The organism is Dactylosporangium sp. NPDC005572, assembly GCF_040605515.1.
Classification (GTDB): Bacteria; Actinomycetota; Actinomycetes; order Mycobacteriales; family Micromonosporaceae; genus Dactylosporangium.
Genome location: NZ_JBEXCY010000069.1, coordinates 12,228 through 38,801, shown reverse-complemented (window position 1 = coordinate 38,801; position 26,574 = coordinate 12,228). Strand labels below are relative to the sequence as shown.

23 protein-coding genes, 1 tRNA gene and 1 pseudogene are annotated in these 26,574 nt (G+C 70.8%); 13 read left to right on the top strand and 12 right to left on the bottom strand.

Going from position 1 to position 26,574, the window contains the following annotated elements:
- Window positions 1-148: 148 nt before the first annotated feature.
- The 6 genes from ABZS66_RS29160 to ABZS66_RS29135 are packed head-to-tail and all read left to right on the top strand — an operon-like array spanning window position 149 to window position 7,192.
- Entirely contained in the window at window positions 149-838 is a 690-nt protein-coding gene (locus ABZS66_RS29160; protein ID WP_354763113.1) for a hypothetical protein, read from the top strand.
- Between the two features lie 2 nt (window positions 839-840).
- Window positions 841-2,304 (top strand): DUF4407 domain-containing protein, encoded by a 1,464-nt coding sequence (locus tag ABZS66_RS29155; protein WP_354763111.1) that lies wholly within the window; start codon window positions 841-843, stop codon window positions 2,302-2,304.
- Window positions 2,301-3,065, top strand: coding sequence for a hypothetical protein (locus ABZS66_RS29150; protein ID WP_354763109.1), 765 nt, complete (start codon window positions 2,301-2,303; stop codon window positions 3,063-3,065). Before ABZS66_RS29155 ends, ABZS66_RS29150 begins: the two co-directional genes overlap by 4 nt.
- Complete coding sequence (locus ABZS66_RS29145) at window positions 3,058-4,095, top strand: protein phosphatase 2C domain-containing protein (protein WP_354763107.1); 1,038 nt, start codon at window positions 3,058-3,060, stop codon at window positions 4,093-4,095. The genes ABZS66_RS29150 and ABZS66_RS29145 overlap by 8 nt, the downstream gene beginning before the upstream one ends.
- The gene (locus tag ABZS66_RS29140; RefSeq protein WP_354763105.1) at window positions 4,083-5,222 is read left to right on the top strand and encodes a hypothetical protein; all 1,140 of its coding nucleotides are present in this window, start codon (window positions 4,083-4,085) and stop codon (window positions 5,220-5,222) included. Before ABZS66_RS29145 ends, ABZS66_RS29140 begins: the two co-directional genes overlap by 13 nt.
- A complete protein-coding gene (locus ABZS66_RS29135; protein ID WP_354763103.1) occupies window positions 5,219-7,192 on the top strand; it encodes an ATP-binding cassette domain-containing protein in 1,974 nt (657 codons plus the stop codon). Before ABZS66_RS29140 ends, ABZS66_RS29135 begins: the two co-directional genes overlap by 4 nt.
- Before the next feature lie 53 nt (window positions 7,193-7,245).
- Here the strand turns inward: ABZS66_RS29135 and ABZS66_RS29130 are convergent, their stop codons facing one another.
- Genes ABZS66_RS29130 through ABZS66_RS29115 form a run of 4 tightly spaced genes read right to left on the bottom strand, consistent with a single transcriptional unit; the run spans window position 7,246 to window position 13,038 of the window.
- Complete coding sequence (locus tag ABZS66_RS29130) at window positions 7,246-8,919, bottom strand: hypothetical protein (protein ID WP_354763101.1); 1,674 nt, start codon at window positions 8,917-8,919, stop codon at window positions 7,246-7,248.
- Complete coding sequence (locus ABZS66_RS29125) at window positions 8,916-11,201, bottom strand: hypothetical protein (RefSeq protein ID WP_354763099.1); 2,286 nt, start codon at window positions 11,199-11,201, stop codon at window positions 8,916-8,918. The genes ABZS66_RS29130 and ABZS66_RS29125 overlap by 4 nt, the downstream gene beginning before the upstream one ends.
- Window positions 11,198-12,295 (bottom strand): toll/interleukin-1 receptor domain-containing protein, encoded by a 1,098-nt coding sequence (locus ABZS66_RS29120; protein WP_354763097.1) that lies wholly within the window; start codon window positions 12,293-12,295, stop codon window positions 11,198-11,200. The genes ABZS66_RS29125 and ABZS66_RS29120 overlap by 4 nt, the downstream gene beginning before the upstream one ends.
- Entirely contained in the window at window positions 12,295-13,038 is a 744-nt protein-coding gene (locus tag ABZS66_RS29115) for a hypothetical protein (protein WP_354763095.1), read from the bottom strand. The genes ABZS66_RS29120 and ABZS66_RS29115 overlap by 1 nt, the downstream gene beginning before the upstream one ends.
- Window positions 13,039-13,319: 281 nt before the next feature.
- On the opposite strand from ABZS66_RS29115, the gene ABZS66_RS29110 reads away from it, so the two are divergent.
- Entirely contained in the window at window positions 13,320-13,913 is a 594-nt protein-coding gene (locus tag ABZS66_RS29110) for a hypothetical protein (protein ID WP_354763093.1), read from the top strand.
- Here ABZS66_RS29110 and ABZS66_RS29105 read toward each other — a convergent pair.
- From ABZS66_RS29105 to ABZS66_RS29090, 4 genes are all read right to left on the bottom strand, one after another.
- Complete coding sequence (locus tag ABZS66_RS29105; protein WP_354763091.1) at window positions 13,910-14,248, bottom strand: hypothetical protein; 339 nt, start codon at window positions 14,246-14,248, stop codon at window positions 13,910-13,912. The genes ABZS66_RS29110 and ABZS66_RS29105 overlap by 4 nt on opposite strands.
- Before the next feature lie 196 nt (window positions 14,249-14,444).
- On the bottom strand, window positions 14,445-15,176 hold the full coding sequence (locus tag ABZS66_RS29100) for a tetratricopeptide repeat protein (protein ID WP_354763089.1): 732 nt from the start codon (window positions 15,174-15,176) through the stop codon (window positions 14,445-14,447).
- A 51-nt stretch (window positions 15,177-15,227) separates the two neighbouring features.
- Window positions 15,228-15,983, bottom strand: coding sequence for a GNAT family N-acetyltransferase (locus ABZS66_RS29095; RefSeq protein ID WP_354763087.1), 756 nt, complete (start codon window positions 15,981-15,983; stop codon window positions 15,228-15,230).
- Between the two features lie 4 nt (window positions 15,984-15,987).
- A complete protein-coding gene (locus tag ABZS66_RS29090; RefSeq protein ID WP_354763085.1) occupies window positions 15,988-16,974 on the bottom strand; it encodes a sigma-70 family RNA polymerase sigma factor in 987 nt (328 codons plus the stop codon).
- Between the two features lie 81 nt (window positions 16,975-17,055).
- Here ABZS66_RS29090 and ABZS66_RS29085 point away from each other — a divergent pair, with 81 nt between their 5' ends.
- Complete coding sequence (locus ABZS66_RS29085) at window positions 17,056-17,835, top strand: GNAT family N-acetyltransferase (protein WP_354763083.1); 780 nt, start codon at window positions 17,056-17,058, stop codon at window positions 17,833-17,835.
- A gap of 61 nt (window positions 17,836-17,896) precedes the next feature.
- Here ABZS66_RS29085 and ABZS66_RS29080 read toward each other — a convergent pair whose 3' ends face one another.
- The gene (locus tag ABZS66_RS29080; RefSeq protein ID WP_354763081.1) at window positions 17,897-18,607 is read right to left on the bottom strand and encodes a hypothetical protein; all 711 of its coding nucleotides are present in this window, start codon (window positions 18,605-18,607) and stop codon (window positions 17,897-17,899) included.
- Between the two features lie 1,016 nt (window positions 18,608-19,623).
- Between ABZS66_RS29080 and ABZS66_RS29075 the strand changes: the two are divergent.
- A pseudogene (locus ABZS66_RS29075) lies at window positions 19,624-19,854 on the top strand (tyrosine-type recombinase/integrase); the annotation flags it as partial.
- A 211-nt stretch (window positions 19,855-20,065) separates the two neighbouring features.
- Here the strand turns inward: ABZS66_RS29075 and ABZS66_RS29070 are convergent.
- The 3 genes from ABZS66_RS29070 to ABZS66_RS29060 all read right to left on the bottom strand — a co-directional run bounded on the left by ABZS66_RS29070 (window position 20,066) and on the right by ABZS66_RS29060 (window position 21,446).
- Window positions 20,066-20,138: transfer RNA gene (locus tag ABZS66_RS29070), tRNA-Lys, on the bottom strand.
- A 79-nt stretch (window positions 20,139-20,217) separates the two neighbouring features.
- Window positions 20,218-20,358: a hypothetical protein gene (locus ABZS66_RS29065; protein WP_354763079.1), complete on the bottom strand. Its 141-nt coding sequence runs from the start codon at window positions 20,356-20,358 to the stop codon at window positions 20,218-20,220.
- Window positions 20,359-20,417: 59 nt separating this feature from the next.
- A complete protein-coding gene (locus tag ABZS66_RS29060) occupies window positions 20,418-21,446 on the bottom strand; it encodes a LacI family DNA-binding transcriptional regulator (RefSeq protein ID WP_354763077.1) in 1,029 nt (342 codons plus the stop codon).
- A gap of 183 nt (window positions 21,447-21,629) precedes the next feature.
- On the opposite strand from ABZS66_RS29060, the gene ABZS66_RS29055 reads away from it, so the two are divergent.
- The 4 genes from ABZS66_RS29055 to ABZS66_RS29040 all read left to right on the top strand — a co-directional run bounded on the left by ABZS66_RS29055 (window position 21,630) and on the right by ABZS66_RS29040 (window position 26,562).
- Complete coding sequence (locus ABZS66_RS29055) at window positions 21,630-22,967, top strand: ABC transporter substrate-binding protein (RefSeq protein WP_354763075.1); 1,338 nt, start codon at window positions 21,630-21,632, stop codon at window positions 22,965-22,967.
- Between the two features lie 66 nt (window positions 22,968-23,033).
- Window positions 23,034-24,020 (top strand): sugar ABC transporter permease, encoded by a 987-nt coding sequence (locus ABZS66_RS29050; protein ID WP_354763073.1) that lies wholly within the window; start codon window positions 23,034-23,036, stop codon window positions 24,018-24,020.
- Window positions 24,017-24,946, top strand: coding sequence for a carbohydrate ABC transporter permease (locus ABZS66_RS29045; protein WP_354763071.1), 930 nt, complete (start codon window positions 24,017-24,019; stop codon window positions 24,944-24,946). Before ABZS66_RS29050 ends, ABZS66_RS29045 begins: the two co-directional genes overlap by 4 nt.
- Complete coding sequence (locus ABZS66_RS29040) at window positions 24,943-26,562, top strand: glycoside hydrolase family 13 protein (RefSeq protein WP_354763069.1); 1,620 nt, start codon at window positions 24,943-24,945, stop codon at window positions 26,560-26,562. The genes ABZS66_RS29045 and ABZS66_RS29040 overlap by 4 nt, the downstream gene beginning before the upstream one ends.
- Window positions 26,563-26,574: the final 12 nt, after the last annotated feature.

Below are 26,574 nucleotides of genomic sequence, written 5' to 3'. Positions count from 1 at the left end.
GGGCTGATCGTGTTCCAAGTTCGGCTGATGTCTCGCCGACGATCGGCCTTCCTGCCGATCTCTGCCGGTTCCGGCGCTGAAAGGCTGAAATCCCCAGGAACACGACCAGACTCGGGAGCTGCGGTTGTTTCCCTCCGGTGTCGACGTCATGCGGCCGGACGAAAAGTTTCCCGTCGTCGAGGCCGCGCCGCTGAGCCCCGTGACGAGCCGCTGGTTCCGGCCGACCCGGCGGCAGGCCGGCGAACTGCCCGAGCCGGTCGGCGGGTCCGTGCTGGTCTTCCAGGCCAACGACCGCTTCGCGCTCGCGCCGACCGGGCCCCGGATGCTGCGCTCGGACGTGGTGGTGAAGGCGACGATGGTCGCCGTCGTGCTGACCCGCGCACAGGTGGTGCCGGCGGTGGCGATGCTGCCGTCCGTGGACCCGAACTTCCGGCTCGGGCTGCGGGCGACCTATCAGTGCCAGGTCACCGATCCGGTCCGGGTGCTCGAGGGCGGCTGCTGGGACGTGCGCGGTCACCTGATGGCCTACCTGCTCGGGGACGCGAAGATCCGGATGCTGAGCCTGCGGCACGACGTGGACGACAACCCCGAGGTCCAGCAGCGGATCCTCGCCCGGGCGATGGCGCGCAACGAGCTCGAACCGCTCGTGATCCCCGGCATGCGCCTGCAGCTGGTCGAGGTGTCGGTCGTCAGCCACCGGGCCCACGCCAGCTGGGAGCCGCCCGAGCAGCGGCGGCCGGCCGAGGACCAGGACAACGGCTTCCATCACCGTGATCGGTATGCCGACTTCGATGTTGACAACGGCCGGGTGCGGCCGCGGGACGGATACGGGAACTGACCATGGGAGCACCGTTCACCGAGCAGGTCGACGCCGACGCGCTGCGCCCGGCCGACCCCGAACCGGCCCGCTGGGGCCTGGGGCGCGTGCTGCGCCTGGCAACCGGCGTGCGGGAGGACATCCTCGCGCACGTGCCGAGCGAACGCGCGCGGTACACGTCGATGGGCGGGGTCGTCGTGGGGACCGCCGTCATGGCGATGCTGTCGATGAGCGCGGCGATCTACGCGATCTTCGGCGGCTTCCAGCTGTTCATGGTGTTCGCCGTGCCGGCCTGGGGCCTGTTCATCCTGAGCCTCGACCGCTGGCTCATGTCCTCGACGTCGATGTCACACTCCGGCAAGGCCCTGCGCAACCTGCTGCCCCGGCTGGGGCTGTCGATCGCGCTCGGCGTGGTCCTCGCGGAGCCGCTGCTGCTGGGCATCTACAACACCGCCATCACCGAGAAGATCGCGCACGACCGCAAGCAGGAGGTCGACACCCGCGAGAGTGACCTGCGCACGTGCAACCCCGTCCCCGGCACGCCCGAGGCGGCCACCGGGGTCGCCACGTCCGACCGGTGCAAGGGGCTGCGGCTGTCCCTCGGCGGTGGCTCGCCGGAGGCGCTGCAGAGCCAGCTCGACAGCCTGGTCGTGCAGCGGGACGACCTGAAGAAGACGGTCGACGCGGACGCCGCGGCCTACGCGAAGCTCGAGGACCTGGCTCGCAAGGAGTGCAACGGCACCTCAGGCGACGGGCTCACCGGCCGGTACGGCGAGGGCATCAACTGCAGGCGCCTGCGCAGCGAGGCCGATCAGTACCGCAGCGATCACCGGATCGACGAGAACGGTGCGAAGCTCGCCGACCTCAACCGCAGGCTGGCCGAGCTGAACAACCAGGTGGGCCAGGCGCGCAACAACTACGCCGCCCTCCTGGACACGGCGATCCAGGAGGACCTCGCCGCGGTCCGCGGCCGGCAGGGCAAGATCGGTCTGCTGGAACGGTTCCGGGCCCTCGACGAGCTCGTGGCCACCAACGACTACGTGCGCGTGACGCAGTGGGCGATCCGGATCTTCTTCATTCTGGTCGACGCGTTGCCGGTCCTGCTCAAGGCGCTGAGCGGCACCAGCTCGTACGAGCGGCTGCTGGAGGCGAAGCTCACCGACCAGGAGCTGCTGCAGCGGTACCGCTCCGCCGAGGAGATCGACCGCAACGCGCACTACGGCGACCTGGTCCGCCGCCAGACGGACATCGCGTTCCGCACCCAGGCCGAGCTGATGGACCAGGAGAGCCGGATCACCCGGGCCAACCTCGACGAGCAGCGGGGCGCCCTGGTCGACGCGCTCGAGCAGCACTACATGCGCACCGCCATCGGGCCGTCCGGGCGGGGCTGGTCCGGCGCCGACTCGGCGCTCACAGATTCGGAGAACCTCGAGGACATGCCGACCCAGGAGCTCAGAAGCGACGACGGGCCGGGGAGGTACACATGACCACCCAGTTCGACAACCCACCGGCGGCCACCGTCCGCACCTATCTGATCTACGTGGTGCTGGACACCTCGGAGTCGATGCGCGTGCCCAAGCCGGGCGCCAAGCAGCGCAGCGCGCCGCTCGACCACTTCATCGACCTCTTCCCGCGGATGATCCGGGAGCTCGCCGCCAATCCGGTGACCAACAACCTGGCCGCGGTGAGTGTGCTGGCGTTCAACGACGACGCCGAGATCCTGCGGCCGATGACGCCCCTGGACCGGGCCGTGCCGATCGGCAAGCCGCGGATCGGCTTCGGCACCGACTACGCGGGCGTCCTGAAGTTCCTGGTCGCCCAGCACGTCAAGGACGTCCGGGCGGTGAAGCAGGACCGGTCACGCGACGGCTACAACGTCGACGTCGCCCGGCCGTGGATCTTCTTCGTCACCGACGGGCGGCCCTTCGCGAACGACGCGGACCAGGCGAAGGCGGAGTGGATGCAGTACCGCGAGCAGCTCACCGATCCGCCCACCGAGGCGCGCATCGTCGCGATCGGGCTGCCGGGCGCCGACGAGGACGTGCTCTGGTGGCTGGCCACCGGCAACGAGCACGGCCTGCGCCGCAACGCGTTCATCTCCGACCAGCGCCGCGCCGACCCGAAGGAGCTGTCGGTGAGCGTCGTCGACGCCATCAAGAGCAGCATCTCCGCGTCGGCCCGTACCGGGCTGCTGTCGATCCGCACGCCGGTCGGCATGCGGCGCATCGACGGGCCGGCCAATGGCTGACGGGCCTACGCTCATCGCCGTCGTCGGGCTGCTGGCTCTGGCGCTGTTCGGATGGATAGCCCTGCAGCGCCGTCGCTCGCACAACGTGCAGCGGGTGCCGGCCGGGGCGGAGGTGTCGACCGGACGGGCCGGCAAGGCGCCGCCGTCGCCCTCCGGCTCCGCCGGGCCGGCCCGGTCGCCGCGGCCGGCCAGGACGTCGACGTTCCAGAAGTGGCTGCCGCCGAAGCCCCTGCGGTTCGGCCGGGGCGGCCGCCCGGACACCGAGCCCGCGCTCGTCGACCCGGTCGTCGTCCACGGCTCGTGGTGTGACTCGGTCTTCCACGCCACCCACGACGCGGGCGGCACCCGCTTCGTGATCCGGGCCGCCACCGTGCGCGGCAAGGCGCACGCCTACGACCGGGAACCGGGCCAGGACGCCGTGGGTGTCGGCTGGAGCGCCGCGCGCGGCGCCCTGCTCCTGGTCGCCGCGGACGGGCTCGGCTCGCTCCGCGACTCGGGCACCGTCGCGCAGACGGCCGCCGAACTGGCCCTCGACCACGGCGCCCGGATCGGGCCCGGCGATCCGCTGACCGAGATCTTCCGGCGGGTCAGCGCCGGGCTGTACCGCGAGATCGACCGGGGCGGCCTCGAGGGCGCCACGACGCTCGTCCTGGCCGAGCTGCGTCCCACCCGCGACGGCGTGCTGGTCACGACCTGCGGCGTCGGTGACTCGGAGGCATGGGTCATGCGGCCCGGCAAGTGGAAGGCGCTGCACCACGAGCGGGTCCGGGACTCCGAGAACATCACCCGGCACCTGCCGAAGCACCAGCCCACGGAGGGGCACGACCTCGTCGTCCGGCGCGGCACCGTGGTGATCGTGGGCAGCGACGGCTTCGCCGGCGCCCTGGGCGGCGAGGGCTCCCCGCTGAGCCGGGAGCTCGACAAGCACTGGCCGGACCCGCCGTCCGCGGTCGACTTCCTCGCGCAGGTCGGGTTCCAGGACGACTACTTCAACGACGACAGATCGGCTGTTGCGGTGTGGATTCAATAGACGACGGTTACTGGGTCGAGTACCACGAACTCCGCGACCTGCACCGCCTCGGCTGGCGCGACGCGGGCAACTCGACGCTGTGGGAGTGCACGTACGACCGGGAGCAGTACGTCTTCAAGGAGTACTCCGACGACTTCCGCGCCGACGCCGACTCCCGCGCCCTCGGCCGGCTCATCGCGTGGCGCGACGGGCTGAACGACAACCGGCGCGACCATCTCGACCTGGTGGCCGCCTGGCCCCGCTTCCGGGTCCGGGAGGGCGGGGTGCTGCTCGGCGTGCTGGTGCCGTTCGCGACGGCCAGGTTCTACCAGGCCGGGCAGCGGATGCACCCGCAGACCCTGGCCTTCCTCGTGCGGTACACCGTCCAGGGTCAGGTCCGCCAAGGTGCGCCGGACCGGGTGAAGACCCGGGCGATCGGCCACGCCGCCGAGGTGCTGCAGTGGTTCCACCAGCGGCAGGTGCTGGTGAACGACGTGCGTGAGTCCAACATCCTGTGCACCGACGACGGCGCGGCCGTGTATTACGTCGACTGCGACGTCATGATCGGCCCGTGGGGATCCGTCGGCTCGCCCGCGGCCCCCGACTTCATCGCCACCCTGGTGCCGTCGGCCGCCCGGCCGACGCCGGCGTCCGACTTCGCGCGGCTCGCCTGGGTCGCCATCTGGCTCCTGCTCAACGACTTCTCGCTGAGCCACGTCCAGGTGGAGCGACTGACCCCCACCCTCGACGCGGGCGCGGCCCGGCTGCTGGTGCGCACGAGCGGCGGGGCGGACGTCAACCTGGACGAGTGGCGGCGGCTCGCGGCCCGCTGGACCGGCCACGACAAGGGCCAGGCGGCCGTCGAGACCGAGGTCCTCCAGCCCGAGCCGGAGCCCGGGCCCCCGCCGGTGCGGGTGCCGACCCGGCGGTTCGTCGCCGTGGTGCGCCCGCCGCACCCCAGCCGGTGGGTGCCGACGCAGTACCGCCGCGAGACCGTCCTGGTCGCGGGCACTCCCCGGCAGCCGTCGGCGCCCCCGGCGGGCGGCTGGCGCGAGGCGAACCTCGTGCTGATCGTCCTGCTCGTCGTCATGGCCGTGGTCTGCAGCGCGGGTGTGCTGTGGCTGCTGATGCAGGGGGTCCCGCTGTGAGCTCGCTCCTGCTCATCCTCGACGACGAGCAGCGGCGCCTGCCCGAGCAGGCACCGCACTACCTCTGGATGGACGCCGGGCGGCTGCGCGTGTCGGAGCACCCGCCCGACCGGTCGGCGTGCTTCGGGTACTTCGTCTCGGAGCTCGGCGCCTGGTGGTTCCACACCGGCCCGGCGCGCTACCCGCGGGAGCTGCGCATCAACGGCCGGCCCGCCGACGACGGCGACGTGTCGCTGCCGGCCGACCGGGCCGAGGTACGCCTGTCCGGGGAGCCCTACAGCCAGCCGGACCCGCCGCGCCGGCCGCGCGAGCGCCGCCCCGAGCCGGAGCAGCGGTCGCCGGGGCAGTTCGTCATCGGGCCGGCCGGCAGCACCGCGGACATCGTCATCGACCACCCGTCAGTGGTACCGGACCACGCCCGGGTCGAGGTCGACGCCCGGGGCACCTGGTGGTTGACGGCGCGCAACGGCGACCTGTTCGTCGACGGGGAGCCGGTGACGTCAGCCGAGCGCGAGCCGGGCACCAGCATCATGATCGGCGGCTACGTCCACACCGTTGCGCTGCCGAGCCGGGGCGCCCAGCGGGCCCTCGCCGTCGAAGTGGCCGGGCTGAACGCACGCCGTGGCGGGAGACCGCTGCTCGACGACGTCTCACTGGACATCGCCGGGGGCGAGTTCGCGGCCGTGTACGGCCAGGAGGCGGCGAGCGTGCGGATGCTCCTCGGCGCACTCGCCGGCGGGTACCGCCCGGACAGCGGCATCGTGCGGGTGGGCCGGTCCAGCCGCAGCGGCAACCCGCGGGTCCGCTGGGTCCCGGCCGACGACGACCTGCACGGCACGCTCACCGTCCACGAGACGCTCCGGCTCGCGATGGCCCTGCGCCCGTCGCCCGGCACCCGCGACGACACCGGCACGACGCTCGACGAGATCGCGTCCTGGATCGGGCTGTCCGACAAGCGCGACAAGTGGGTGCGGACGCTGTCGGAGGGGGAGCGCAAGCGGCTCTCGATCGGCGTCGAGATCGCCGGCCGGCCCGGGCTGCTGCTCGTGCTCGACTCGCCGACGTCGTACGATCTCGGCCGCGACCGCGACCTGATGTCGCGCCTGCGCACCGTCTCCCGCGACCTGCCGTGCACCGTCGTCACCGGCGTGCGGTCCGTCGGCAACCTCGACCTGGCCGACCAGGTCGTCGTGTTCGACCGGCGGGGCCGGCTGCGGCACGCCGGTCCGCCCGGCCGGGCGCGCACCGGCCGGACCGATCTCACCTGGCCCGAGTACCTGGCGACCATGGAGACGCCCGCCGGCGACCCGGGGACCGACCAGCCGGCGAAGCTGCCGAACTGGCGGCAGCACCGGGAGCCCGAGGGCTTCCCGCCCGCCCTGCTGTGGCGGGAGGCCCTGCTGTTCTGGCGGCGGGGCACCGGCGCGCTCGCCACGTGCCTCGTGATGCCGCTGCTGACCGTGCTCGGCGCGCTGGCGAGCCGCGACCGGCTGTGGCCGCTGCTGGTCGTCGCGGTGGCCGCCGGCGCCGTCACCGGCCGGGTCGATCCGGCGACCCAGCGCGCCACGCTGCGCCGGGACCTGCGGGCCGGGATCGGCGCGGGCGCGGTGCTCGCGGCCAAGTTCGGGCTCTTCGGGCTGGTGTGCGCGGTGCTCGCGGTGCCGATGGCGTGGGCGACGTACCTCTTCGGCACCGCGCTGCCCCGGGTGCCGGGGTTGCCGGGCTGGTGGTCGCAGTACCTCCTGCTGCTGGCGGTCATGCTGGCGTCGGTCGCCACCGGGCTGCTGTGCGCGTCGGTGGTGAGCACACCGCGGCTCGCGGTGGCGGCCACCGCCGGGGCGGGCGTCGTGCAGGTGCTCGCCGGCGCGCTGCTGCTGGGCCTCGGATGGCTGCCGGGGCTGCTCTGGCTGGTGCTGCTGACCGCGGCCGCCGTGCTCGCCGCCCCGCCGATGCTCGAGCAGCGCCTGTAGCTCCCGCTTGCAGCTCCGACCTGTAGCTCCAGGCCGGAGCTACCGGCCGGTGGTTACGCCGGGCGGAAGCCGCGCGGCGGCGCGGGCGGCGGAGCCTCCGAGCCCAGCCGCGCGGCCTCACCGCAGGCGAGCACGTGACGTTCGAGGAACTCGCCGAACTGCTTGACCGCCGTCTCGTCGGAGATGCCGACGTCGGGCACGAAGGCGAGGTCCGCCTCCGACGCGAACCGGGCGATCGTCTCCACGGCACCGCCCAGACCGAACGCGATGACGTCGGAACGACGCAGGGCGCGGTCGAGCCGCTGCCGCGAGTCCGCCCAGTCACCCGCCGCGGCGCCGGCGCTCAGCAGGATCAGCAGCGGCGGGCGTACCGAGGTGTGCTCGGCCCGCAGGGCCGTGTACTCGGCCGGAACGTGGTCCAGCAGCCACTGGAACAGCGCTCCGTGGTCCGCGGTCTGCCGATGCAGCAGCGGGGGTACCGCCGGATCGGCCGCCACCCGGGAGATCGGCACCCGCACGGCGACCCGTTCGGCGAAGCCGACGACCGACAGCCGCAACGCCGCCGAGACGTCCGGCCGGGCGGCGACCGCGGCGAACAGGTCCTGGGCCGCGTCGGTGAGCGAGTCGGCCCACGGCCGGGCATCGGCCGACTCGTCGAGGATCAGGTACACCGGCGCGAGATTGGCCGGCCCGCTCGCCGGGCCCGGTGGCGCCGCCGGACGGTCGCGCCAGCCGATCGCGGCCGGCGGCTTCGGGGCCGGCTCCTCGGGCCGCTGCACCGTGGACTCGGCGCGCACGACGCCGGCGGACCCCTCCAGGTGACGGACGGCGGCGTCGAGCAGCGGCGCGACGTCGGCCGGCTGGGCCATGCCGTTCGCCGCCATGGTCGCCAGGATCGACTGCCAGCGGTCGTCGCGCTGCTCCTGGTACTCCAGCTGCTTCTGTTCGAAGTCGAGGAGCAGCTTCATCGCGCCCTCGGTGTCGTTCGGGTGGCGCTGCAGGTGGAGCTGGATCATGCCCTGGACGTCGAGCGGCCGGTCCCCCATCGCCAGCCGTTCGCGCGCCTGGAGCACATGGTCACCGGCCTGCTGGAGCTGCTCGATGTGATGCTTGCGGCCCACGTCGTTGACGTTGGTGTCGTGCTGGGCGGCCTTGACCTTGTCGTCGCGCCGGGCGTGCTCGATGTCCTGCAGGTACTTGCGGCCGGCCTCGTCGAGCGAGAGCCGGACCTCGACGGCGTAGAGCGTGATCCCGCCCTGGATGAGGGTGTCGCGGCGGAACCGGGCGTGGATGCTGGCCTCCGCCTCCTCGGCCTCCTCGATCGAGTACTGGCGGGTGATCGGCCGGCAGATGCCGAGCAGATGACCGTGGACGAGCGGGACGGCGTCGGTCACGTTGCGCCGGATCGTCTCGGCCGGCTCGGTGACCCGGAAGCTCACGCTGACCGTGGCGTGGAAGTGGTAGACGTCGCTCTGCGTCGGCAGCGGCGTGCTGTCCTTGAACTCGAGCGACAGGTGGTGGTCGCTGATGTCCACCTCGTAGCGCGTGCGGTACCTGGTGAGCATCTGATCCGACCAGCGCATCGGCTTCCCGCCGTCGAGCACCTCGAGATCGCCCTCGCGGGTCGCGTAGACCACGGCCACGGAGGGCCGGCGGCCCTTGCCCGGGGTCAGCGTGACCCGCTTGACGGGCTCCTCGTGCACGATCAGCTTGATCGGGTCGGTCATGTCAGCTTGTCCTCCGCCGAGAAGAGCATGGTCACGGTCTTGCGGGCGTTCGGCAGTGGTACCAGGTTCTCCTCGGCGACCCAGTCCCGCGCGAGCCGACCGAGAATCGTCTCGATCCGGCGGTTCCACTCCGGCATCCACAGCGCGGCGCCGACGAGCTGCCCCAGGTCGTCCAGCTGTGCCGGGTCGTTCTCGGCGAGCGCGGCCCAGCCGCTCAGCACCGCCCGGGCCTCCTCGTGCAGGACGCTCTCGCTGAGGACGCGCCGCCAGAGCCCGATGAGCGGCGCGCGGAGCGGCTCGAGCGTGGTGGCCAGCCGCAGCAGCGTCGGCCAGCGTGCCGGAGGCCGGCCGGGTTCGGCGGGCTCCCAGAACACCAGGGTGCTGGCCAGGATGAGGAACGCGAGCTGGGCCGGGCGGACCCGGCGCCGATTCTCGAACCACTCCAGCAGGGCGCCGCACGCCATCGGGGCCACGGCCTGCTCGTCCTCCAGGATCAGGTCCGCCAGCGCGTCGCCGATCGCCATCGCGATCCAGTAGTCGTCGATGGTGGCCAACCGGCCGAGCCGGTCGATGGCGGTCGCCGTGTCCGGCACGCCGACCCCGACGCCGTACGCGCGGGCCGCGGTGGCCTGCAGGTAGGGCTGTTCCTTGTTGGCGTACCAGCCGCCGACCACCATCGCGACGGCCACCGCCAGTCGCGGGTCGCGCCCCGCGACGCGCAGCGCGTAGGCGACCGCCTCGCGGACGCGGTAGTCCTTGCTGGCCGCCCAGCGGGAGAGGTAGTACGCGTGGACATAGTCGAACGAGTACCGGCACAGCTCGCCGAGCGCGCTCGCCGCGTAGAAGCGGATGGCCTCGGACGGTGAGATGACCAGCTCGTGGAGCCACTCCAGCACCGTCGGCTGGATGTGGTAGCCGCGCCAGACCCGCTCCAGCACCTGCTGCGGATAGCTGCCGTCCTTGTACCGCACGATCCGCACCGGCGCCGTGCCGTAGGCGAACTGCTGCTCCTCGTCGACCTCGTCGGCGCGCAGCGACTGCAGCAGCCGCGCCGTCGCGCCGCGCAGCAGGTCGGGCGAGCTCATGCGCAGCTCCGACTTGCCCTGGGCCGTCGTCGACACCACCAGCTGCCGGGCGGTCTCCAACCTCCGGCGCAGCCGCCGCGCGGCGTCGGAGACGTCCTCGAAGGGCAGCCCGTCGAGCACCGCGAGGCTGATCGCGAAGCTGCGCTCGTCGGCGTCCCGCAGGCTGTCGAACCACCGGTCGAAGGCGTGGCCGCGTTGCCGGCGCCGCCGTTCGCGCACCCGCGCCGCGTTGACGATGCCGGCGTCGCTGCACTCCGAGCTGATGATCCAGGCCAGCTCGGCCGCCGACTGGCAGCTGTGGTCGCCGTGCTCCAACTCCTCGATCAGCTCGCGCACGGCCGCGTTCGCCAGCAGCTTCTCCGCGAGATCGTCGCTGAGCCGCCAGCTCAGGTGGCTCAGCACGATCCGCCGCCGGCTCACGCGCGCCTCGGGCAGGTCGAGCACGTACTGCTCCAGGTCGTTGTCCGGCGGCAGCACGCCGGCGGGCATGGTGATCACCAGCCGGGCGTTGGCCTTGGTGAGCGCCTTCTCCAGCGCGTGGAACAGGAAGCCGTGCAGCTTGCCCGCGTCATGCGGCTGGCAGAGCAGGAAGCCGACGCCGCCGTCGCCGCCGCCGAGCGTGCCGGCCTGCTCGGTGATCGACTCCGCCAGGTGCAGCATCTCGACGGCCGGGTCGAGGTGGTACACCCGCTCCACCTCGCCGGTGAGCAGCCGGATCGCGCTCGCGTCCTTGCCGGCCCCGCCGGGGCCCCGCACGATCGCCGTGCGCTGGGTGCGGAACCGGTCGCACAGGTCGAGCCAGTTGTCGGGGTCGACGAACGCGTAGTGCACCGGGTCGGACAGGTCGGCGGAGAGCTCCGGCACCGGCAGGGTCTTGTCACCGATCCTCAGCACGATCTTGTGCCCGGCGACGTGGTCACCGTAGATGTTGCGGGCCGCCGTCCAGTGCTCCCGGCGCGCGGTGCCCTCGCCCGAGCGGGCGGTCGCCTGCCCCGGCTCGGACCACGATCCGCTGTCGACCGCCTCCACCGGGGCGGCGGCGCCCGTCGGGTCGGGGGCGGCCGGTTGGCCGGGCGCGGCGGGCTGGCCGCCGTTCGGCGCGCCCGCGTCGGGCCCACCTGCCGGCGCCGGCGCCGGCGTGGGTGCCGCCGCGGTCGTCGTGGTCGTCGCGGGTGCGGGTCCCGCCGGCGTGGTCACCGCTGGCCCCCGTCGATCCGGTCGCCGAGGACGACGTCGCCGTAGATGTCGCGGGCCAGGACGGCCCGGCCGTGGTTGACCTCCACGACGTTGTGGTGTCCGCCGCCGCCGTCGTCCTCGGGTCCGCCCGGGTCGTGCCCGGGCCGGTGGCCGGCCCGGGTCGCATCGGCCGGCAGGCCCGGCAGGCCCGGGCGGCCCGGCACGTGCGCCCAGGCCGCGGGCCCCGCCGCGGTCGCGAAACGCGTGTACGCCGCCTTGTCGATTCCGCCGCCGGGCCGCACGGCGAGGCTGTGCAGCGCGTCGGAGAGCACCAGCACGAGCCGGGCCGACACCCTCCGCAGCACGAGGTCGAACGCGGGATCGTCGAGCAGGCGCAGCGCGCCGCCGGCGGACGTCCCATGATCCATGGCGATACGCAGCGGTACCGCATCCGGCACGTCACGCAGCACCGCGTCGAGCGCACCGGTCAGCCCGACGGCGACGGCGCGGGCGTGTGCGGCGCCCGGCTGGGTCAGGCGCAGCACGCCGGCCTCGTGGGAAAGGACCACGCCGGGCAGCCCGCACCCCGCCGCCGCCCGGCGCACCACCGGGGCGAGTGACGCCGGTGCGCGCATCACCGCGACCGTGCCCGCCTCCCGGAACTCCAGCCGGGCGGTCACGTCGCTCGCCACCCGCTGTGCGTCGGCGTCCGCGGTGGCGGCCCGCATCCGCCGGTACTGCTGGACGGGCAGCGTCCGGATGTCCTCGGGCAGGTCCGCCGAGGCCGGCAGGACGGCGTCCCCGACCAGGACGGGGAGCACCGGCACGCCCTTGCGCAGGGCGAACGACACCTCCTGCCGCACCGGGTCCGACGGGTCGTGCAGCCGCTTGCCGCCCTGGGCGTCGAGGTGCCAGCGGGGGCCGATGACGACGATCATGAGGTCGCTGCGGTCCAGCCGGTCCTGGAGCACCTCGGTGTAGTCGGTCGCCGGCGGGATCGACCGGGCGTCCCGGAAGACGGCGTCCGGACCGAACCGCTCGCACAGCAGGTGGTCGAGGGTGACGGCGGCGAAGCTCTCGTCGCCGCTGCGGTACGAGATGAAGATCTGCGGCACTATTGCTTCCCATCGCCCATGACCACGCCACCCTGGACGTTCCCGGCCTGCACGACGTTGCCGTGGTTGACCTGCACGGTGTTGTGCACCGCACCAGCACCGGCGCCGGCACCCGCGCCCCCGCCCGGTGCCGGGTCCGGCCCGGCCGGCGGGTCGAGGTCGATCGCGTGGATGTCCCGTCCGGGCAGCAGCAGCCAGGCCGTCGAGCGGAACTCCTTGTGGTCGATCGTGACCTGCCGCAGCCGCGCCGGATCGAGCGACGTGTGCTCGACCGTGTCCTCGAAGATCTGCCGGGACAGCACCACGACGAGATCGGCGTCGCTCCGGTCGAGCGCCAGATGGGCGACGGCGGAGTCGGCGAGCCGGCTGACCTCCACCACACCCTTGCCGGCGAACCCCATCGGCGCCGCCCGGACAACCCCGTGGTGCACGGCGACGCGCATCCGCAGCCGATCACCCGGCAACTCGTCCCGGTTCCGGAACCGCAGCTCGGCCGCCAGCTCACGGACGAAGTCGTCGACCAGCCGAACCTCCGACTCCCCGGCCGGCAGGACGGACAGCTCACCGTCACCGGCGGCCTGCCGCTGCCAGCCGGCCCGGTCGAGCCCGGACCGCCCCGCAGCGGCGTCGAGGATCTCACTGAGGAGCCGCTGGATCTCGTGCTGCCGCACGTCACCACTACGCCCGTAGCCACGGACGTCGACGGACAGCAGCAGCTGCCGCCGGAAGTCGTCGAGCGTCAAGGAAGCTCACCCCTGACCCGACCCTAGGTGCTGCCGACCGTCGATGTCCCCGGTCGTCCCGGCGGCCCTGCGACCAGTTCGGCCGACCCGTTCCGGCTACGGCGCGGTCCTGCCACCGCCGCGGTCGCAAACGGAATCCCGAGGGGCGGTTGTGCGGCGTTTTCCGTGGGAGGATGCGCTTGCATTGACTCATGGCGTTCGGGGGAGGACCGCGTGAGGCACCAGGCCGAAGATCAGGGCCGGCTCTGTCCGGCATCATCGACATAGGCTGACGGCATCGCATGCAGGCCGAACAGGCTCCGCTGCGCTCGCGCTCCGCCGTTACGCTCGCGGTTGCGCTCGTCGTGCTCCTGGGCGCCGCGGGTGCCGCTTATCTCGTCAGGCGTCACGTCTTGGCCGAGGCGCGGAGCCTCAACACGGGTGACTACGAGTCGTGGGTCGGCTTAGGAGTCGATGTCGGACAGGTAATGACGTACGGCGACATCATCATGACCAATGACGGGCGCCGTCCGATCGTCATTGAGCGCGCGGAGTTGCTGACGAATGACGCCGGCGCGGTCGTCGAAGAGGTGCGGTTACTGGACGTGGATGCCGTTCCCGTGGGGACGCTCAAGGGAGAAGCCCTCGGCTATGCGGTTCCAGTCGAGGCGAACGCGATTCCAGGTGCGACGATGCAGCCGTCGCAGCCGGACCATCGGAAGCACTATCAGCTGATTTTCGTCATCCGAGTCAGCGGTGCCGAGGCAACACTGTTCCACTCGGTTCGGATCAGCTACCGGATTGCGGACAGGAAGTTCGAGAAAGTCGCAGGCTATCGGCTGCGACTTTGCACACCGAAAGGGGTCCACTGCAGCGCGGATCGGCGCGGAAACTAGCTCTCACGGCCCGATCGCTGGTCCGGCCAGCGCGACGTCAGTCGTTCGTACTCCGCGATCAGTTCATCGCGGCTGAGTCCGCCGCCGTAGACCGAGCCCCACACCAGGTCGCTGAACTGCAGGTAGTCCAGTTCCTTCGGGGGCTGATCATGCTCGGGACCCAGCACGTAACCTTGCTCTGCCGCGCGGATCAGGCCGCCGGCGTGAATGTCGGCCAGGCTGGCGATAGCGTCGTAGTTTCCGAACGCCTTGTCGTGCAGGTCGATGACCGGCACGATTTCCCTCCCAGACGGGAAACCGAGCGCGGCGAACAGCGCCAGCACCTCGTCCTCCATGAACGGGCTTTCGTAGATCTGCGCTGCTGAACCGTGAGGTCAGTGCTTTTGTTTACGACGGGCTCAGGGAGTGCTTACGCGGCGGTTTGGCGCAGCTCCTCGTCGTCTGGCTTCGCCTCTCTGCTTCTGGCCGACTACAGGTTGGCCGGATGGTCCTGGGAGAAGGATGTCCAGCCCGCCGTGAGCGAGTGGTGGTTCAGCTACGCCACGTGAGCCCGAACGCCTCGGTGTCCGTCAGGGCCGCGCCCGCCGCGTACGCCGGCGTGAAGCTCGCCTCTCCGAGGGCGGCTACGGCGGCGGCCCGGGCGTTCGACAGTTCCGCGGCGTCGTCCGGGTCAGGCACCTGCCCGATCGCGGCGTACGCGCTGTCGGTGAACCCGATCATCCGTGCGGCCCGCACGTGGTCGCCCTCGGCCGACGCCAAGGCTGCGGCGGCGACACCCAGATACGGCACGAACAGGCGGTACCCCTCCCGGAACACCCGTTCACGCCCGGCCGCGAACAGCTCCCGGGCGCGGTCGAGGTTGCCGAGGTGCAGTTCGGTGAACGCCAGGTTGTGGTACTCGGAGTTCACCATCTCCGGCTGCCCCAGCGCCTCGTTCAACGCGATGCTCGCGAGGTACAACTCACGCGCCTTGACGTAGTCGCCGGACATCCGGGTCACCGCGGCGAGCACGTGCCGCGGGCGCTCCTCCAGCCGCCGGTCGCCGCAACGCACGGCGACCTCCAGCGCCTCGCTCGCCAGCTGCTCGGCACGGGACAGGTCGCCGCCGCGGGCGGCCACGCGCGCCATGGCGTAGAGCCCTTCGACCTCGCCGCCCGGTTCGCCGGCCGCTCGGGCCCGCTCGATCTCCGCCTGCGCCATCCGCAGCACGCCGGCGCTGTCGCCACGCCGGAACGTGGCGCGCACGTCGTCTTCGAAACTCATCTGTCCTCTGCTCCGTTCATCTGCTCCGCCGTGCCCTGCCGCGCCATCCGCTCACTCCGGAAGCTTGAAGAGGCGGTACCGTGCCACGGTCTCGAAACCGATGCGCCGATACACCGGTTCGCCCTCGCTGCTGGCCTGCAGCGTGGCGAACCGCCGGCCGGACTCGCGGGTGATCCGCAACGCCTCCAGGGTGAGGGCGGTCGCGATACTGCGCCGTCGGTACTCCGGGTCGGTGGCGATGCAGTAGAGGGCGGCGACATCGGTGGCGAGCGACAGGGTGCAGGTGCCGACGGTCCTGCCGTCGACGATGCCGGCGAGCCGAACCACGTCGGGGTACCCGAAATTCAGCTCATGGTCGACGACGGTGTCGACGCTGTCGCTGCGGAACCCGAGTGGCTCGGCATAGGCCCGGACGTACTCCTGCATCTCGGCCCGGTCGATCACCGGGCAGATCTTCAGGTCGGCCGGCGCCCCGAAGCCGGCAACGGTGGTGACGTCCACCGCCATGATCGGCATGTCGCCCGTCTGCGTGGCGCCGCGGGCGAGCAGGCCGTCGGCCGTGCCCTCGTCGCTGTCGGCACCGACCCACCAGTTCCACATCGAACCGGCCAGCTGCTGCCTGGCCTCCTCGATCGCCTCGTCCAGCGGCCGGTTGCGGATCCGCAGGACCCCGTTGAGCAGGCCGTGGGTGATGTCGGTGCGGTAGGTGGGCAGGTCGGTGTCGGACCGGGCGCCGGCCCAGCCGCACCAGTACCGGCGGTTCGCGGCGAGCTGCGACGCCACGTCGTGGATCGAGTGTGTTGTCATACCCTCAGGACTTCGGCCGGCGCCCGGAAGTTCGACTGGCCGGGCCGGGAGTTTCCCGCCCCGGTCGCGGTGCGTGCAGGAGGCGGACCTCGCGTACCCGGCCTTCCCGCTCGCGGATCAACCAGGTGCCGGCGGGCGGGCAGTGGTCGGGGTCCTCCGGCGGGTTGATGAACTCGTGCTCCCAGATCGTGACACCGGGCCCGGTCACCACTGTTTTCAGCTGGTAGCTCACACCGTCGTCGTAGTCGAGGCCCATCACGTCGAGGACCGGTTTCAGCCCGGTCGACCGGCGGCCGTCGGGCCAGTGCATTGTCAGGTCGTCGGCCCAGCGGTCGTGCACCGAGCGCAGCGACGTGTCGCCGGCGGCTGTGGAGAGGAACGCCTCGGCCTCCGCACGCCGCTCGGCGGACAGTGCTTTCTCGTGCCGTTCGTCACGGACGCGTGGGAGGACGACGGCGAGCTGCCGGCGGGCCTCGCTCAGGCGACTGCGTACGGTGCCGACCGGGATTCCGCACAGGGCCGCGATCTGCTCGTACGAGTTGTGCTCGGTGAAGTAACGCAGCATCGCCACCGGCAGCACGGCTGGCGACAGTTGCCGCAGGCCGTGCCAGATCCAGTCGCGCAGGGCGCTGAGCTCGATGCGGGCGACCGGGTCGTCGAGCGCCGAGGCCTGCAGATCCTCGCCGGCCACGCCGACCGGGATGGGCTTGCGCGCGCGCAGCAACGTCCGGCAGTTGTTGCGCACGATGGCGTGCAGCCAGGGCCGTACCGCGGCGGGATCGCGCAGCTCGCCGATCCGGGCGAACGCCGTGATCGCAGCGTCCTGGCACACATCCTCGGCGTCCGGGCCGGAACCCAGGATCTGGTTCGCGACCGCCAGCATGCCGGCGTAATGCAGCTCGAACAGCTGCGCGAAGCCACCTGGATCGCCCTCCTGGGCGGCCCGGACGATCAGCTCCGCATCACCGGCCCCCGAGTTGAACAACAGCATGCCTGAACGCTAGCGCCGCCCAGAGCAGAGATTCTTCCTTCGCGAACCGAACTTTCCGGTGGCGGATCGCGTCCGGAAGACGTGGAACAAGAAACGACCATCACGCTCACCACTGACCGGGCGGCGGCCGCGTGGCTCGACGCAATGCAGCGACTGTGCGGTGTGACCCCGAAGGGCCGGTATGGGGAGCGAGGCGATGCCCGGGCGATGGTGACGCACGCCACCATCGCGTCGCTCAACGCGGCGCTCAGCACGACACTCGACCCGGACGTCGAGTCGCTGGACGAGATGGCCGCCGAGGTCGGCAGATTCGGCCTGCCCTGGTCGATCATCGTCCGTGGGGAGGCGAGCGATGCGGTCGCCGGCCTCGCGGCCTCGCACGGACTGACCAGACACGGCGCCATGCCGTTCATGACCTGCACCGTCGGCGACGCCGTGCTCGGAGCTGTCGAGGAGCGGCGGACGCCGATCCGCGCGGTCGGCTCGACCGAGAGCGACCGCTACACCGACGCCCTCGTCGCCGGCTTCGGCGTTCCCGCGGGCGCATTCGGCTCGTTGATGGGTGGTCGGGTGCTCGACACTCCCGCGTTCACCGGGTACCTCGCCGAGGTATCCGGCCGACCCGTCGCCACCGGGCTGGGTCTGCAGGGCGCCGACGCGGTCGGCGTCTTCAACATCTCCGTCGTTCCATCCGCTCGGAGCCGCGGTCTGGGCCGGGCGATGACCGCACGGGCGATGGCAGACGGCTTCGCCGCCGGCGCGGACATCGCCTATCTGCATGCCAGCACGGCGGGCCAGCCACTGTACGAGTCCATGGGCTTCCGTCTCGCAGAGACGTGGACCACGTTCACCGCCCCTTGATGCAGCGGCAGCGGGGCTTCACGGCCCCGGTCTGCCGTCCAGTTGGACCCGCTGTGACGGTTCAGCAGTGGATGCGGAGCCGGACGACGTATGCCGTATCGGGCAGCGTGTCCAAATAGGCGTCTGCCGTGCGGTAGTACCGGTCATGGGCGGCCTCGTCGAACTGGCCGGTACTGAAGTCGCCGTAGTCCAGCCAGACCCCGTCGAGCCGTAGCAGTTCGTCTGTCGGGATGGCGCGCGCGACCCGGTTGCGCACGTACTCCACCTGGTCGTCACCGAAAACGGTGACCGGGTCGTTGAACGCGTGCCACAGGAAGCGATCCGGGTCGAGACCATGTTCAGTCATGTAGGCCCGGATGACCGGTTGGCTCATGAAGTCTCGCTGCGCCGCCCTGAACGCGTCGCCCCCTCGGTGGGCGCCGTGCCGGTCCAGGAACTCGGGCACTGGCCGCGCGGCGGGATACCGCCTGGCGAACGCGTGCCATCCCGCCCACTCGGCCTCGGCGTGTGCGCGCGCGACCGCACGGTCGGGGGCGAAGTCCAGCAGCCCACGCGGGGCGCCGTCACATCGGCCGGGCACCCACTGCTCCGGCGGCGCCGACACCCGCAGGATTCGGGGATCGTCCTCGCCGCCGGCGCGGACCGGCAGCGCCCGAGCGACACTCCCGCCGTTGATGCGCCACCGGTCCCAGCGTCCGCCGGGATCCTCCGCCATGTCGAAGGGCGCCAAGGCGGCGGCGACCGCGTCGATTACCGGCTGCCCGTCGGTCACGACGACACACACCGTCACTCTTGCGTGTGCCAATGCCTGTCGCCTCCACCATGCAGGACCTGAGCCAGCAGGAAGCTAACCCTGGTTTGCGGGCCCAGACCACGGGTTTTGCCGGGTCGGGGAGGGTGTCACCGCACCGCAAGTTCCGCTCATACCTTGCGTTGTTCGCCCGATCGACGCTCGCGCCCTGGTCCGCGGTCTCGCCGGCGGACCGGGGCTTGTCGAGTCTGTGGGTTGATCCTGCGTCGCTGACTCCGGTGCGGGCGCCGGGCAGAACCGGGTGATCGTGATGTGGCCCGGGCCTACCATGCGCTGCAGGAGGCAGAACGAGGTGCCGGTGCGGTTGTCGGAGCAGGCCTGGCCGGTGTTGGTCAGCCACGTCCGCCCGGGCCCAAACGAGTACCGGGTCGTTCGGCCGGCGCGAGCCCTCAAGCACGCCATGCTCTACGGGGGACGACTCGGTGCCCAGTTCAGCGTCGACAAGCCGGCAGCCGTGGCGTTCGCACTGGTGTGGGGGCTGGCAGCCCGCTCGCCGCACAGCTTGATCCATCTGCCGATCCGGGCTGCCCGCCCGCCTGGATCGAAGCGGGTAGCCCCGCCCTGACCCGCTGAGGTCAGCCAACATTCCTCCGGTCTGCGGCGAGAACTCTTGGGGTGTTAGCGACCTGTGCCGACGCCAGCCGCAGGTGGTGCAGACGCTGCAACGGGCCCGGGGCGGCAGAGTCGTCTACGGACCGCCAAAGTCGCGTCGCCGTGACGCTGAACACAATCGACGGCTGTCACGCGAGCAACTGCTCACAGAATGCGGGTGGACCGCAATTCCGCAGGCGAACATGGCTGGGGTTTTCGGGGGTGTGGGTGGGCGAAGCCCCCCACTGGAGAGCGAGCGAAGCGAGCGCGAAGAATGCGGACTCGACAACAGCACGGCCCGATGTCCGACAGCCAGCCCGACAGCACCTGCTCGGCTCTATCGATGACTGCAGGACTGTCGGCCCTGACGCCGGTGAACCAGATGTCTGAGCCCACGTGATGCCCGCCGTCGTCGAAGCGGTGGAGAACGGCATGGATCCGCTGCTGGTGACGCCAATCGTGCCCCGCTCTTACACCTTCTTGGTACTTTGATCAACCGTGCCGCGGTGCGTCAGATCCGCTTCCACGACCTCCGGCACACCTGCGCGACCCTGCTCCTCCTCGGCGGCGTGTCGCCCCCGGTGCTGATGGACATTCTCAGCCACTCTCAGATCGCCGTGACGATGAACACGAATAGCCTCCGCCACGCGAATAACCGCCCACAGAATGCGGGTGGACCGCAATTCCGCCAACGAACATGGCTGCGGTTTTCGGGGGGTGTGGGTGGGCGAAGCCCCCCCACTGGGGAGCGAGCGAAGCGAGCGCGAAGAATACGGACTCGACAAAGGCAAGAGGCCCCCGCCGCGAAGCAGGGGCCACCAATTCGAGTACGCCGCGTAGGACTTGAACCTACAACCCGCAGATTAAGAGTCTGCTGCTCTGCCAGTTGAGCTAGCGGCGCCCGGCTGAACGGAGGTAACCCTAGCACGCCCCCTGCGTGCCCCACCAACGAGATACCCCCGCCCCTCCGGTGTGCGTCGCTACTCCTCGTCGTCCTCCCAGAAGAAGTCCGTCTGCGGAGCCTCGTCGGAGTCCTCCTCCATCATCATGTCGGCGTCGGGTCCGACGAGCTCTTCGAGCTCTTCGTCGGGCTGGTCCCACGTCACGGGTGGGTTCGGCATTTCCGCTGTCATGGCACACCCCCGGGTTCCGGAATCAGTTCCAAAGTGGCGGCGGCGACCTACCCGGCGTCTGGCGTCCTAACCGCAACCGGCCAGGTGGAGGCGCGAAGGACCAGGGTGGTGGGCATCAGCAGCTCTTCCGGGCTCCAGTCGCTCGTGGTCATCGCGCGGCGGAGCATCCCGGCGGCCAGCACCCCCTGCTCGAAGACGCGCTGGCGGACCGTGGTCAGGTCCAGCAACGCGCTCAGTTCGTGGTCGTCGAAGCCGATGACCGATACGTGACGTCCGGTACGGCGAAGGGCGCTCAGCGCGCCGAAGGCGAGTTCGTCCGATTCCGCGAAGACGGCGGTCGGCGGGTCGGCCAGGGTGAGCAGGCGGCGCATCGCCTGTTCACCGCCGTCCATGCCATGGGGGACGGACATGACGAGCTCGCCGTTGAAGGGGACGCCCGCGGCGGCCAGCGTCTCGACGTACGCGCGCCGCCGGGCGTGGGCGACGGGCAGGAACATGCTCTGGTCGTTGTAGGTCGAGATCATGCCGATGCGCTTGTGGCCCAGACCCAGGAGGTGCTGGACCGCGGTGGCGGCGGCCGCGACGTCGTCGATGCGCACGCAGCCGGCGCCCGGGACGTGGTGGCCGACGGCGACGATCGGGACGCCCAGGCTTCGCATGGCCGACATCTCGGCATCGGTGAACTGCATCGCGACGGTGAGCACCGCGTCGACCCGGCGGCGGAGCGGGAGCTGGCCGAAGAAGCGCTGGCGGGCCGGGATGTCGCCCAGGTTGTACAGCAGGAGGTCGAGCGAGTGCTCGCGCAGCACCGACTCGGCGCCGGCGACGATCTGGCCGAAGAACCAGCGCGACGCGTACGGGACGATCACGCCGACCGTGTGGGTGCGCCCGCTGGCCAGCCGCGACGCGATCGGGGAGACCACGTACGACAGCGACTCCGCGGCCTGCAGGACGCGGCCGCGCGTCTCCTCTGAGACGTTGGGCAGCCCGCGGAGGGTGCGTGACACGGTGGCCGTCGAGACGCCGGCCAGCCGGGCCACGTCCTCCATGCTCACGGGCACGGAAGGGTCGGCCACAGGGCGAGGCTAGCAACACAGCGCCGCACGGCAATATGTCCATCGTGTTACTCACTCGTTATCGATGAAAGCGGCCAAGGCTCTCGACAAACCAACCCTGCAAACGCTTACATCCGAGGAACACAGCACACCGGTACGCGGGCGGCTACCCGCCCGGACCGGGTAAGCCAAAGGAGGCTAACCATGGCCGTCCCCTCGTGGCGGCGTCGGGCGTTCGCGCTCGCCGGTGTGGCCAGTCTGGCCCTCGCGGCAGCCGCTTGCGGCAGCGACAGCGACTCCGGCTCCAGCACCGCCGACAAGCCCGAGTGCGCGCCGTACGCGCAATACAAGGTCGACAAGAAGAAGGAAGTCTCGATCTACGCGACCATTCGCGACGCCGAGGCCGACAAGCTGACCCAGTCCTGGAAGCAGTTCGAGGACTGCACCAACATCAAGATCAACTACGAGGGCTCGGGCGAGTTCGAGACCCAGGTGAAGGTGCGCGCCGACGGTGGTCAGCCGCCGGACATCGCGGTCTTCCCGCAGCCCGGCCTCCTTGCCTCCTTCGTGAAGAGCAAGCAGCTCAAGGAGCTGCCGGCGCCGGTCAAGGCCAACCTCGACAAGAACTGGTCGAAGGACTGGGCCAAGTACGCCACGGTCGACGGCAAGGTCTACGGCGTGCCGATGGGCGCCAACGTCAAGTCGCTGGTGTGGTACTCGCCGCAGCTCTTCAAGGAGAAGGGCTACACGGTCCCGAAGACGTGGGACGAGATGATCCAGCTCAGCGACAAGATCGCGGCCAGCGGCATCCAGGCGTGGTGCGCGGGCATCGAGTCCGGTGACGCCACCGGCTGGCCGGCCACCGACTGGATCGAGGACATCGTCCTGCGCGACCAGGGTCCGGAGACCTACGACAAGTGGGTCAACCACGAGATCCCGTTCAACGACCCGAAGATCTTCTCGGCCGCCGAGCGCACCGCGTCGATCCTCAAGAACCCGAAGTACGTCGGCAACCCCAAGACCATCGTCACCACCTCGTTCCAGGAGGGTGGCCTGCCGGTCAAGGAGAAGAAGTGCGGCCTGCACCGCCAGGCGAACTTCTACTCCAACCAGTGGCAGAAGGGCACCAAGGTCGCTGAGGACGGCGACGTCTTCGCCTTCTACTTCCCGCCGCTGGACCCCAGCAAGGGCAAGCCGGTCCTCATCGCCGGCGAGTTCGTCTCGGCCTTCTCGGACCGTGACGAGGTCGTCAAGGTGCAGACCTACCTGGCCTCGGCCGAGTGGGCGAACAGCAAGGCCAAGCTCGGTGACTGGATCTCGGCCAACAAGGGCCTGGACGCCAGCAACGTGAGCGGCACGATCGACAAGCTGTCCGTCACGATCCTGCAGGACCCGGCCACCGTGGCCCGGTTCGACGGGTCGGACCTCATGCCCGCCGCGGTCGGCTCGAAGTCCTTCTGGACCGGCATGACCGACTGGATCAACGGCACGAAGGACACCAAGGCCACGCTGGACTACATCGAAAGCACCTGGCCCAAGTAGCGAACTGAAGTCCGGGTCCGGCGCCACGCACCACGGCGCCGGACCCGGCTGGTCGGAGGACACCCCATGGAATACGACTTCTCCGAAGACGTCGCCAAGATCTGGCCTGCGCTCGCCTACATGGGCGGGTTCATCGTCGTGGTCGGCGCGTTGCTGTTCGTGCTCGACATCCTGCCCAGGTGGGGGAAGGGCAAGGAGCGGCTGCAGATGGCCGGGTTCCTCGGCCCGGCGCTCGTCCTGCTCGGCGTGGGTCTGCTCTATCCGCTGATCCGCACGGTGTACCTGTCGTTCTTCGATGCCGCCAGCCAGGAGTTCGTCGGTATCGAGAACTACAAGTGGATCTTCACCAACGACGACACGCTGCTCATGCTGCGCAACACCCTCATCTGGGTGGTCTGCGTGCCGCTGCTGTCCACCGCGTTCGGCCTGATCTATGCGGTACTGGTGGACAAGGCCCGCGGCGAGGGCATCGCCAAGTCGCTGATCTTCATGCCCATGGCCATCTCGCTGGTCGGCGCGGCGATCATCTGGAAGTTCATCTACGCCTTCCGCGAGGCGGACCAGGAGCAGATCGGCCTGCTCAACCAGATCCTGGTCTGGCTCGGCCTGGAGCCGCAGCAGTTCCTGAGCAACTCGCCGAGCAACACGTTCTACATGATCATCATGCTGATCTGGATCCAGGCCGGCTTCGCGATGGTCATCCTCTCCGCCGCGATCAAGGCCATCCCGGCCGAGATCGTCGAGGCGGCGCGGCTCGACGGGGCCAACCCGTGGCAGATGTTCTGGCGGGTGACGATGCCGTCCATCCGGCCGGCCGTCGTGGTCGTCGTCGTGACCATCACGATCGCCACGCTGAAGGTCTTCGACATCGTCCGGACGTCGACCGGCGGCCAGTTCAAGAGCAGCGTGCTCGCGCTGGAGATGTACAACCAGGCCTTCCGGGCGTACGAGAACGGCCACGGCTCCGCCCTCGCGGTGCTGCTGTTCGTGCTCGTCATCCCGATCGTCATCTTCCAGGTCCGGCAGCTGCGGCACCGAACGGAGATCCGATGAGCAGCACCGTCAGCACCGACGCTCCCGAGGCCGGCCCGCTCCACCGGCCCGAGCCGAGCACCATGGCCGGCCGCGTGCGGCGCAGGCTCACCTCGCGGGTGGCCAGCGTGATCTCGATCATCATCGCGATCGTGTGGACCATCCCGACGTTCGGTCTGTTCGTCTCGTCGCTGCGGCCCGAGAACGACATCAAGACCACCGGCTGGTGGACGTTCTTCAAGAACCCCACGCTGACCCTCGACAACTACAACGAGGTGGTCTTCGGCACGTCGGCCTCGTCCGGCCAGCTGGCGAGCTACTTCATCAACTCGCTCACCATCACGGTGCCGGCCGTGCTGTTCTCGGTCAGCCTGGCCGCGATGGCCGCCTACGCCCTGTCGTGGCTGAACTTCCGCGGCCGGGACTGGATCTTCATCGGCGTGTTCGCCCTCCAGATCGTGCCGATCCAGATGGCGCTCATCCCGATGCTGAAGCTGCTGAGCGGCTTCACCGACATGGGCGGCGGGTTCTTCGCGGTGTGGTTCGCCCACACCTGCTTCGGCCTCCCGCTCGGCGTGTTCCTGCTGCACAACTTCATGTCCGAGCTGCCGAAGGACCTCTTCGAGGCGGCCCGGGTCGACGGCGCGGGCCCGGCGATGACGTTCCGGCGGATCGTCCTGCCGCTCATCACGCCGGCGCTGGCGTCACTCACGATCTTCCAGTTCCTGTGGATCTGGAATGATCTTCTGGTGGCCCTCGTCTTCACCCAGGGTGTGGACTCGCGGCCACTGACCGTCCGGCTCGCCGAGCTGGCCGGCACCCGGGGCAACGACTGGCAGCGGCTGACGTCCGGCGCGTTCGTGTCGATGGTCATCCCGCTGATCGTGTTCCTGTCCCTGCAACGCTATTTCGTGCGCGGCCTGCTGGCCGGTGGAGTCAAGGGGTGAGTCAGCTGGTCTGGTGGCGCGATGCCGTGATCTATCAGGTCTACCCGCGGTCGTTCGCCGACGCAGACGGCGACGGCCTCGGCGACCTGCGCGGCATCACGTCGCGCCTCGACCACCTGGTCGAACTGGGCGTCGACGCCCTCTGGATGTCGCCGTTCTACCCGTCTCCGCAGCACGACGCCGGGTACGACGTCGCGGACTACCGCGACGTCGACCCCCGGTTCGGCACGCTCGCCGACTTCGACGCGCTGGTCGCCGCGGCCAAGGAGCGCGGCCTGCGGGTCGTCGTCGACCTGGTGCCCAACCACACGTCGAGCGAGCACGTCTGGTTCCAGGAGGCCCTCGCCGCCGAGCCCGGCAGTGCGGCGCGCGACCGGTACCACTTCCGGAAAGGCACCGGCGTCGACGGCGAGCTGCCGCCCAACGGCTGGCAGAGCGTCTTCGGCGGCCCGGCCTGGACCCGCGTGCCCGACGGCGAGTGGTACCTGCACCTGTTCGACACCAGCCAGCCCGACCTCAACTGGGACCTCCCCGAGGTCCGCGCCATGTTCGAGGACGTGCTGCGCTTCTGGCTCGACCGGGGCGTCGACGGCTTCCGCGTCGACGTGGCCCACGGCCTCATCAAGGAGAGCGGCCTGCCCGACTGGACCGAGGCGCAGGTGCCGATCACCAGCCCGGGCGCCGAGCACCGCGTCCCCCCGATGTGGGACCAGGACGGGGTGCATGAGGTGTACCGCTCGTGGCGCCGCGTGCTGGACAGCTACGACGGCGATCGGATGATGGTGGGGGAGGCCTGGGTGGCGCCCGCCGAGCGGCTGGCCCGCTACGTGCGCCCCGACGAGATGCACCAGGCGTTCAACTTCAACTACCTCATGGCGCCGTGGACCGCCGCCGACCAGCGCGCCGCGATCGAGGCCAGCCTGGCCGGCGTCGAGCCGGTCGGGGCGAGCTGCACCTGGGTGCTGTCCAACCACGACGTGGTCCGGCACGCGAGCCGGCTGGGCTTCGAGCCCGGCTACTCCACCCAGGGCGGCATCGGGATCGGCGACCGGCAGCCCGACGAGGCCCTCGGCCTGCGCCGGGCCCGCGCGGCCACGCTGCTCATGCTGTCGCTGCCCGGTTCGGCGTACCTCTACCAGGGCGAGGAGCTCGGCCTGCCCGAGCACACCGCGCTCCCGGACGACGTCCGCCAGGACCCGACGTGGTTCCGCTCGAAGCACGAGGTCCGCGGCCGCGACGGCTGCCGGGTGCCCGTGCCGTGGGCGGCCGACGCCCCGTCGTACGGCTTCGGCCCCGGCCCGGCGTCGTGGCTGCCGCAGCCGGCCGACTGGGCCCGCTTCGCCGCCGACGCCCAGCGTGAGGTTCCCGGCTCCACGCTGACGCTGTACGTCGAGGCCCTGCGCCAGCGCCGCAAGCACGCCCTCGGCGGCGGCACCCTGGCCTGGTCCGGCGAGGGTGAGGATGTGGTCGATTTCCGCAACGGCGGTATCCGCGTGATCACCAACTTCGGCCCGGTGCCGGTGCCGCTGCCGGCGGGTGAGGTGCTGCTCGCGAGCGGTGACCTGGCCGCCGACGGCACGCTGCCCCCGGACACCACGGCCTGGCTGCGGGCGTGACACGACCGGCTA

What these genes read in the sequence shown, in the direction of transcription:
- ABZS66_RS29090 (WP_354763085.1), bottom strand. Translation starts at nt 16,974, where the DNA reads ATGCTGTTGTTCAACTCGGGGGCCGGTGATGCGGAGCTGATCGTCCGG.
- ABZS66_RS29130 (WP_354763101.1), bottom strand. Translation starts at nt 8,919, where the DNA reads ATGACCGACCCGATCAAGCTGATCGTGCACGAGGAGCCCGTCAAGCGG.
- ABZS66_RS29110 (WP_354763093.1), top strand. Translation starts at nt 13,320, where the DNA reads ATGCAGGCCGAACAGGCTCCGCTGCGCTCGCGCTCCGCCGTTACGCTC.
- ABZS66_RS29105 (WP_354763091.1), bottom strand. Translation starts at nt 14,248, where the DNA reads ATGGAGGACGAGGTGCTGGCGCTGTTCGCCGCGCTCGGTTTCCCGTCT.
- ABZS66_RS29065 (WP_354763079.1), bottom strand. Translation starts at nt 20,358, where the DNA reads ATGCCGAACCCACCCGTGACGTGGGACCAGCCCGACGAAGAGCTCGAA.
- ABZS66_RS29160 (WP_354763113.1), top strand. Translation starts at nt 149, where the DNA reads ATGCGGCCGGACGAAAAGTTTCCCGTCGTCGAGGCCGCGCCGCTGAGC.
- ABZS66_RS29100 (WP_354763089.1), bottom strand. Translation starts at nt 15,176, where the DNA reads ATGAGTTTCGAAGACGACGTGCGCGCCACGTTCCGGCGTGGCGACAGC.
- ABZS66_RS29095 (WP_354763087.1), bottom strand. Translation starts at nt 15,983, where the DNA reads ATGACAACACACTCGATCCACGACGTGGCGTCGCAGCTCGCCGCGAAC.
- ABZS66_RS29055 (WP_354763075.1), top strand. Translation starts at nt 21,630, where the DNA reads ATGGCCGTCCCCTCGTGGCGGCGTCGGGCGTTCGCGCTCGCCGGTGTG.
- ABZS66_RS29050 (WP_354763073.1), top strand. Translation starts at nt 23,034, where the DNA reads ATGGAATACGACTTCTCCGAAGACGTCGCCAAGATCTGGCCTGCGCTC.
- ABZS66_RS29155 (WP_354763111.1), top strand. Translation starts at nt 841, where the DNA reads ATGGGAGCACCGTTCACCGAGCAGGTCGACGCCGACGCGCTGCGCCCG.
- ABZS66_RS29145 (WP_354763107.1), top strand. Translation starts at nt 3,058, where the DNA reads ATGGCTGACGGGCCTACGCTCATCGCCGTCGTCGGGCTGCTGGCTCTG.
- ABZS66_RS29045 (WP_354763071.1), top strand. Translation starts at nt 24,017, where the DNA reads ATGAGCAGCACCGTCAGCACCGACGCTCCCGAGGCCGGCCCGCTCCAC.
- ABZS66_RS29150 (WP_354763109.1), top strand. Translation starts at nt 2,301, where the DNA reads ATGACCACCCAGTTCGACAACCCACCGGCGGCCACCGTCCGCACCTAT.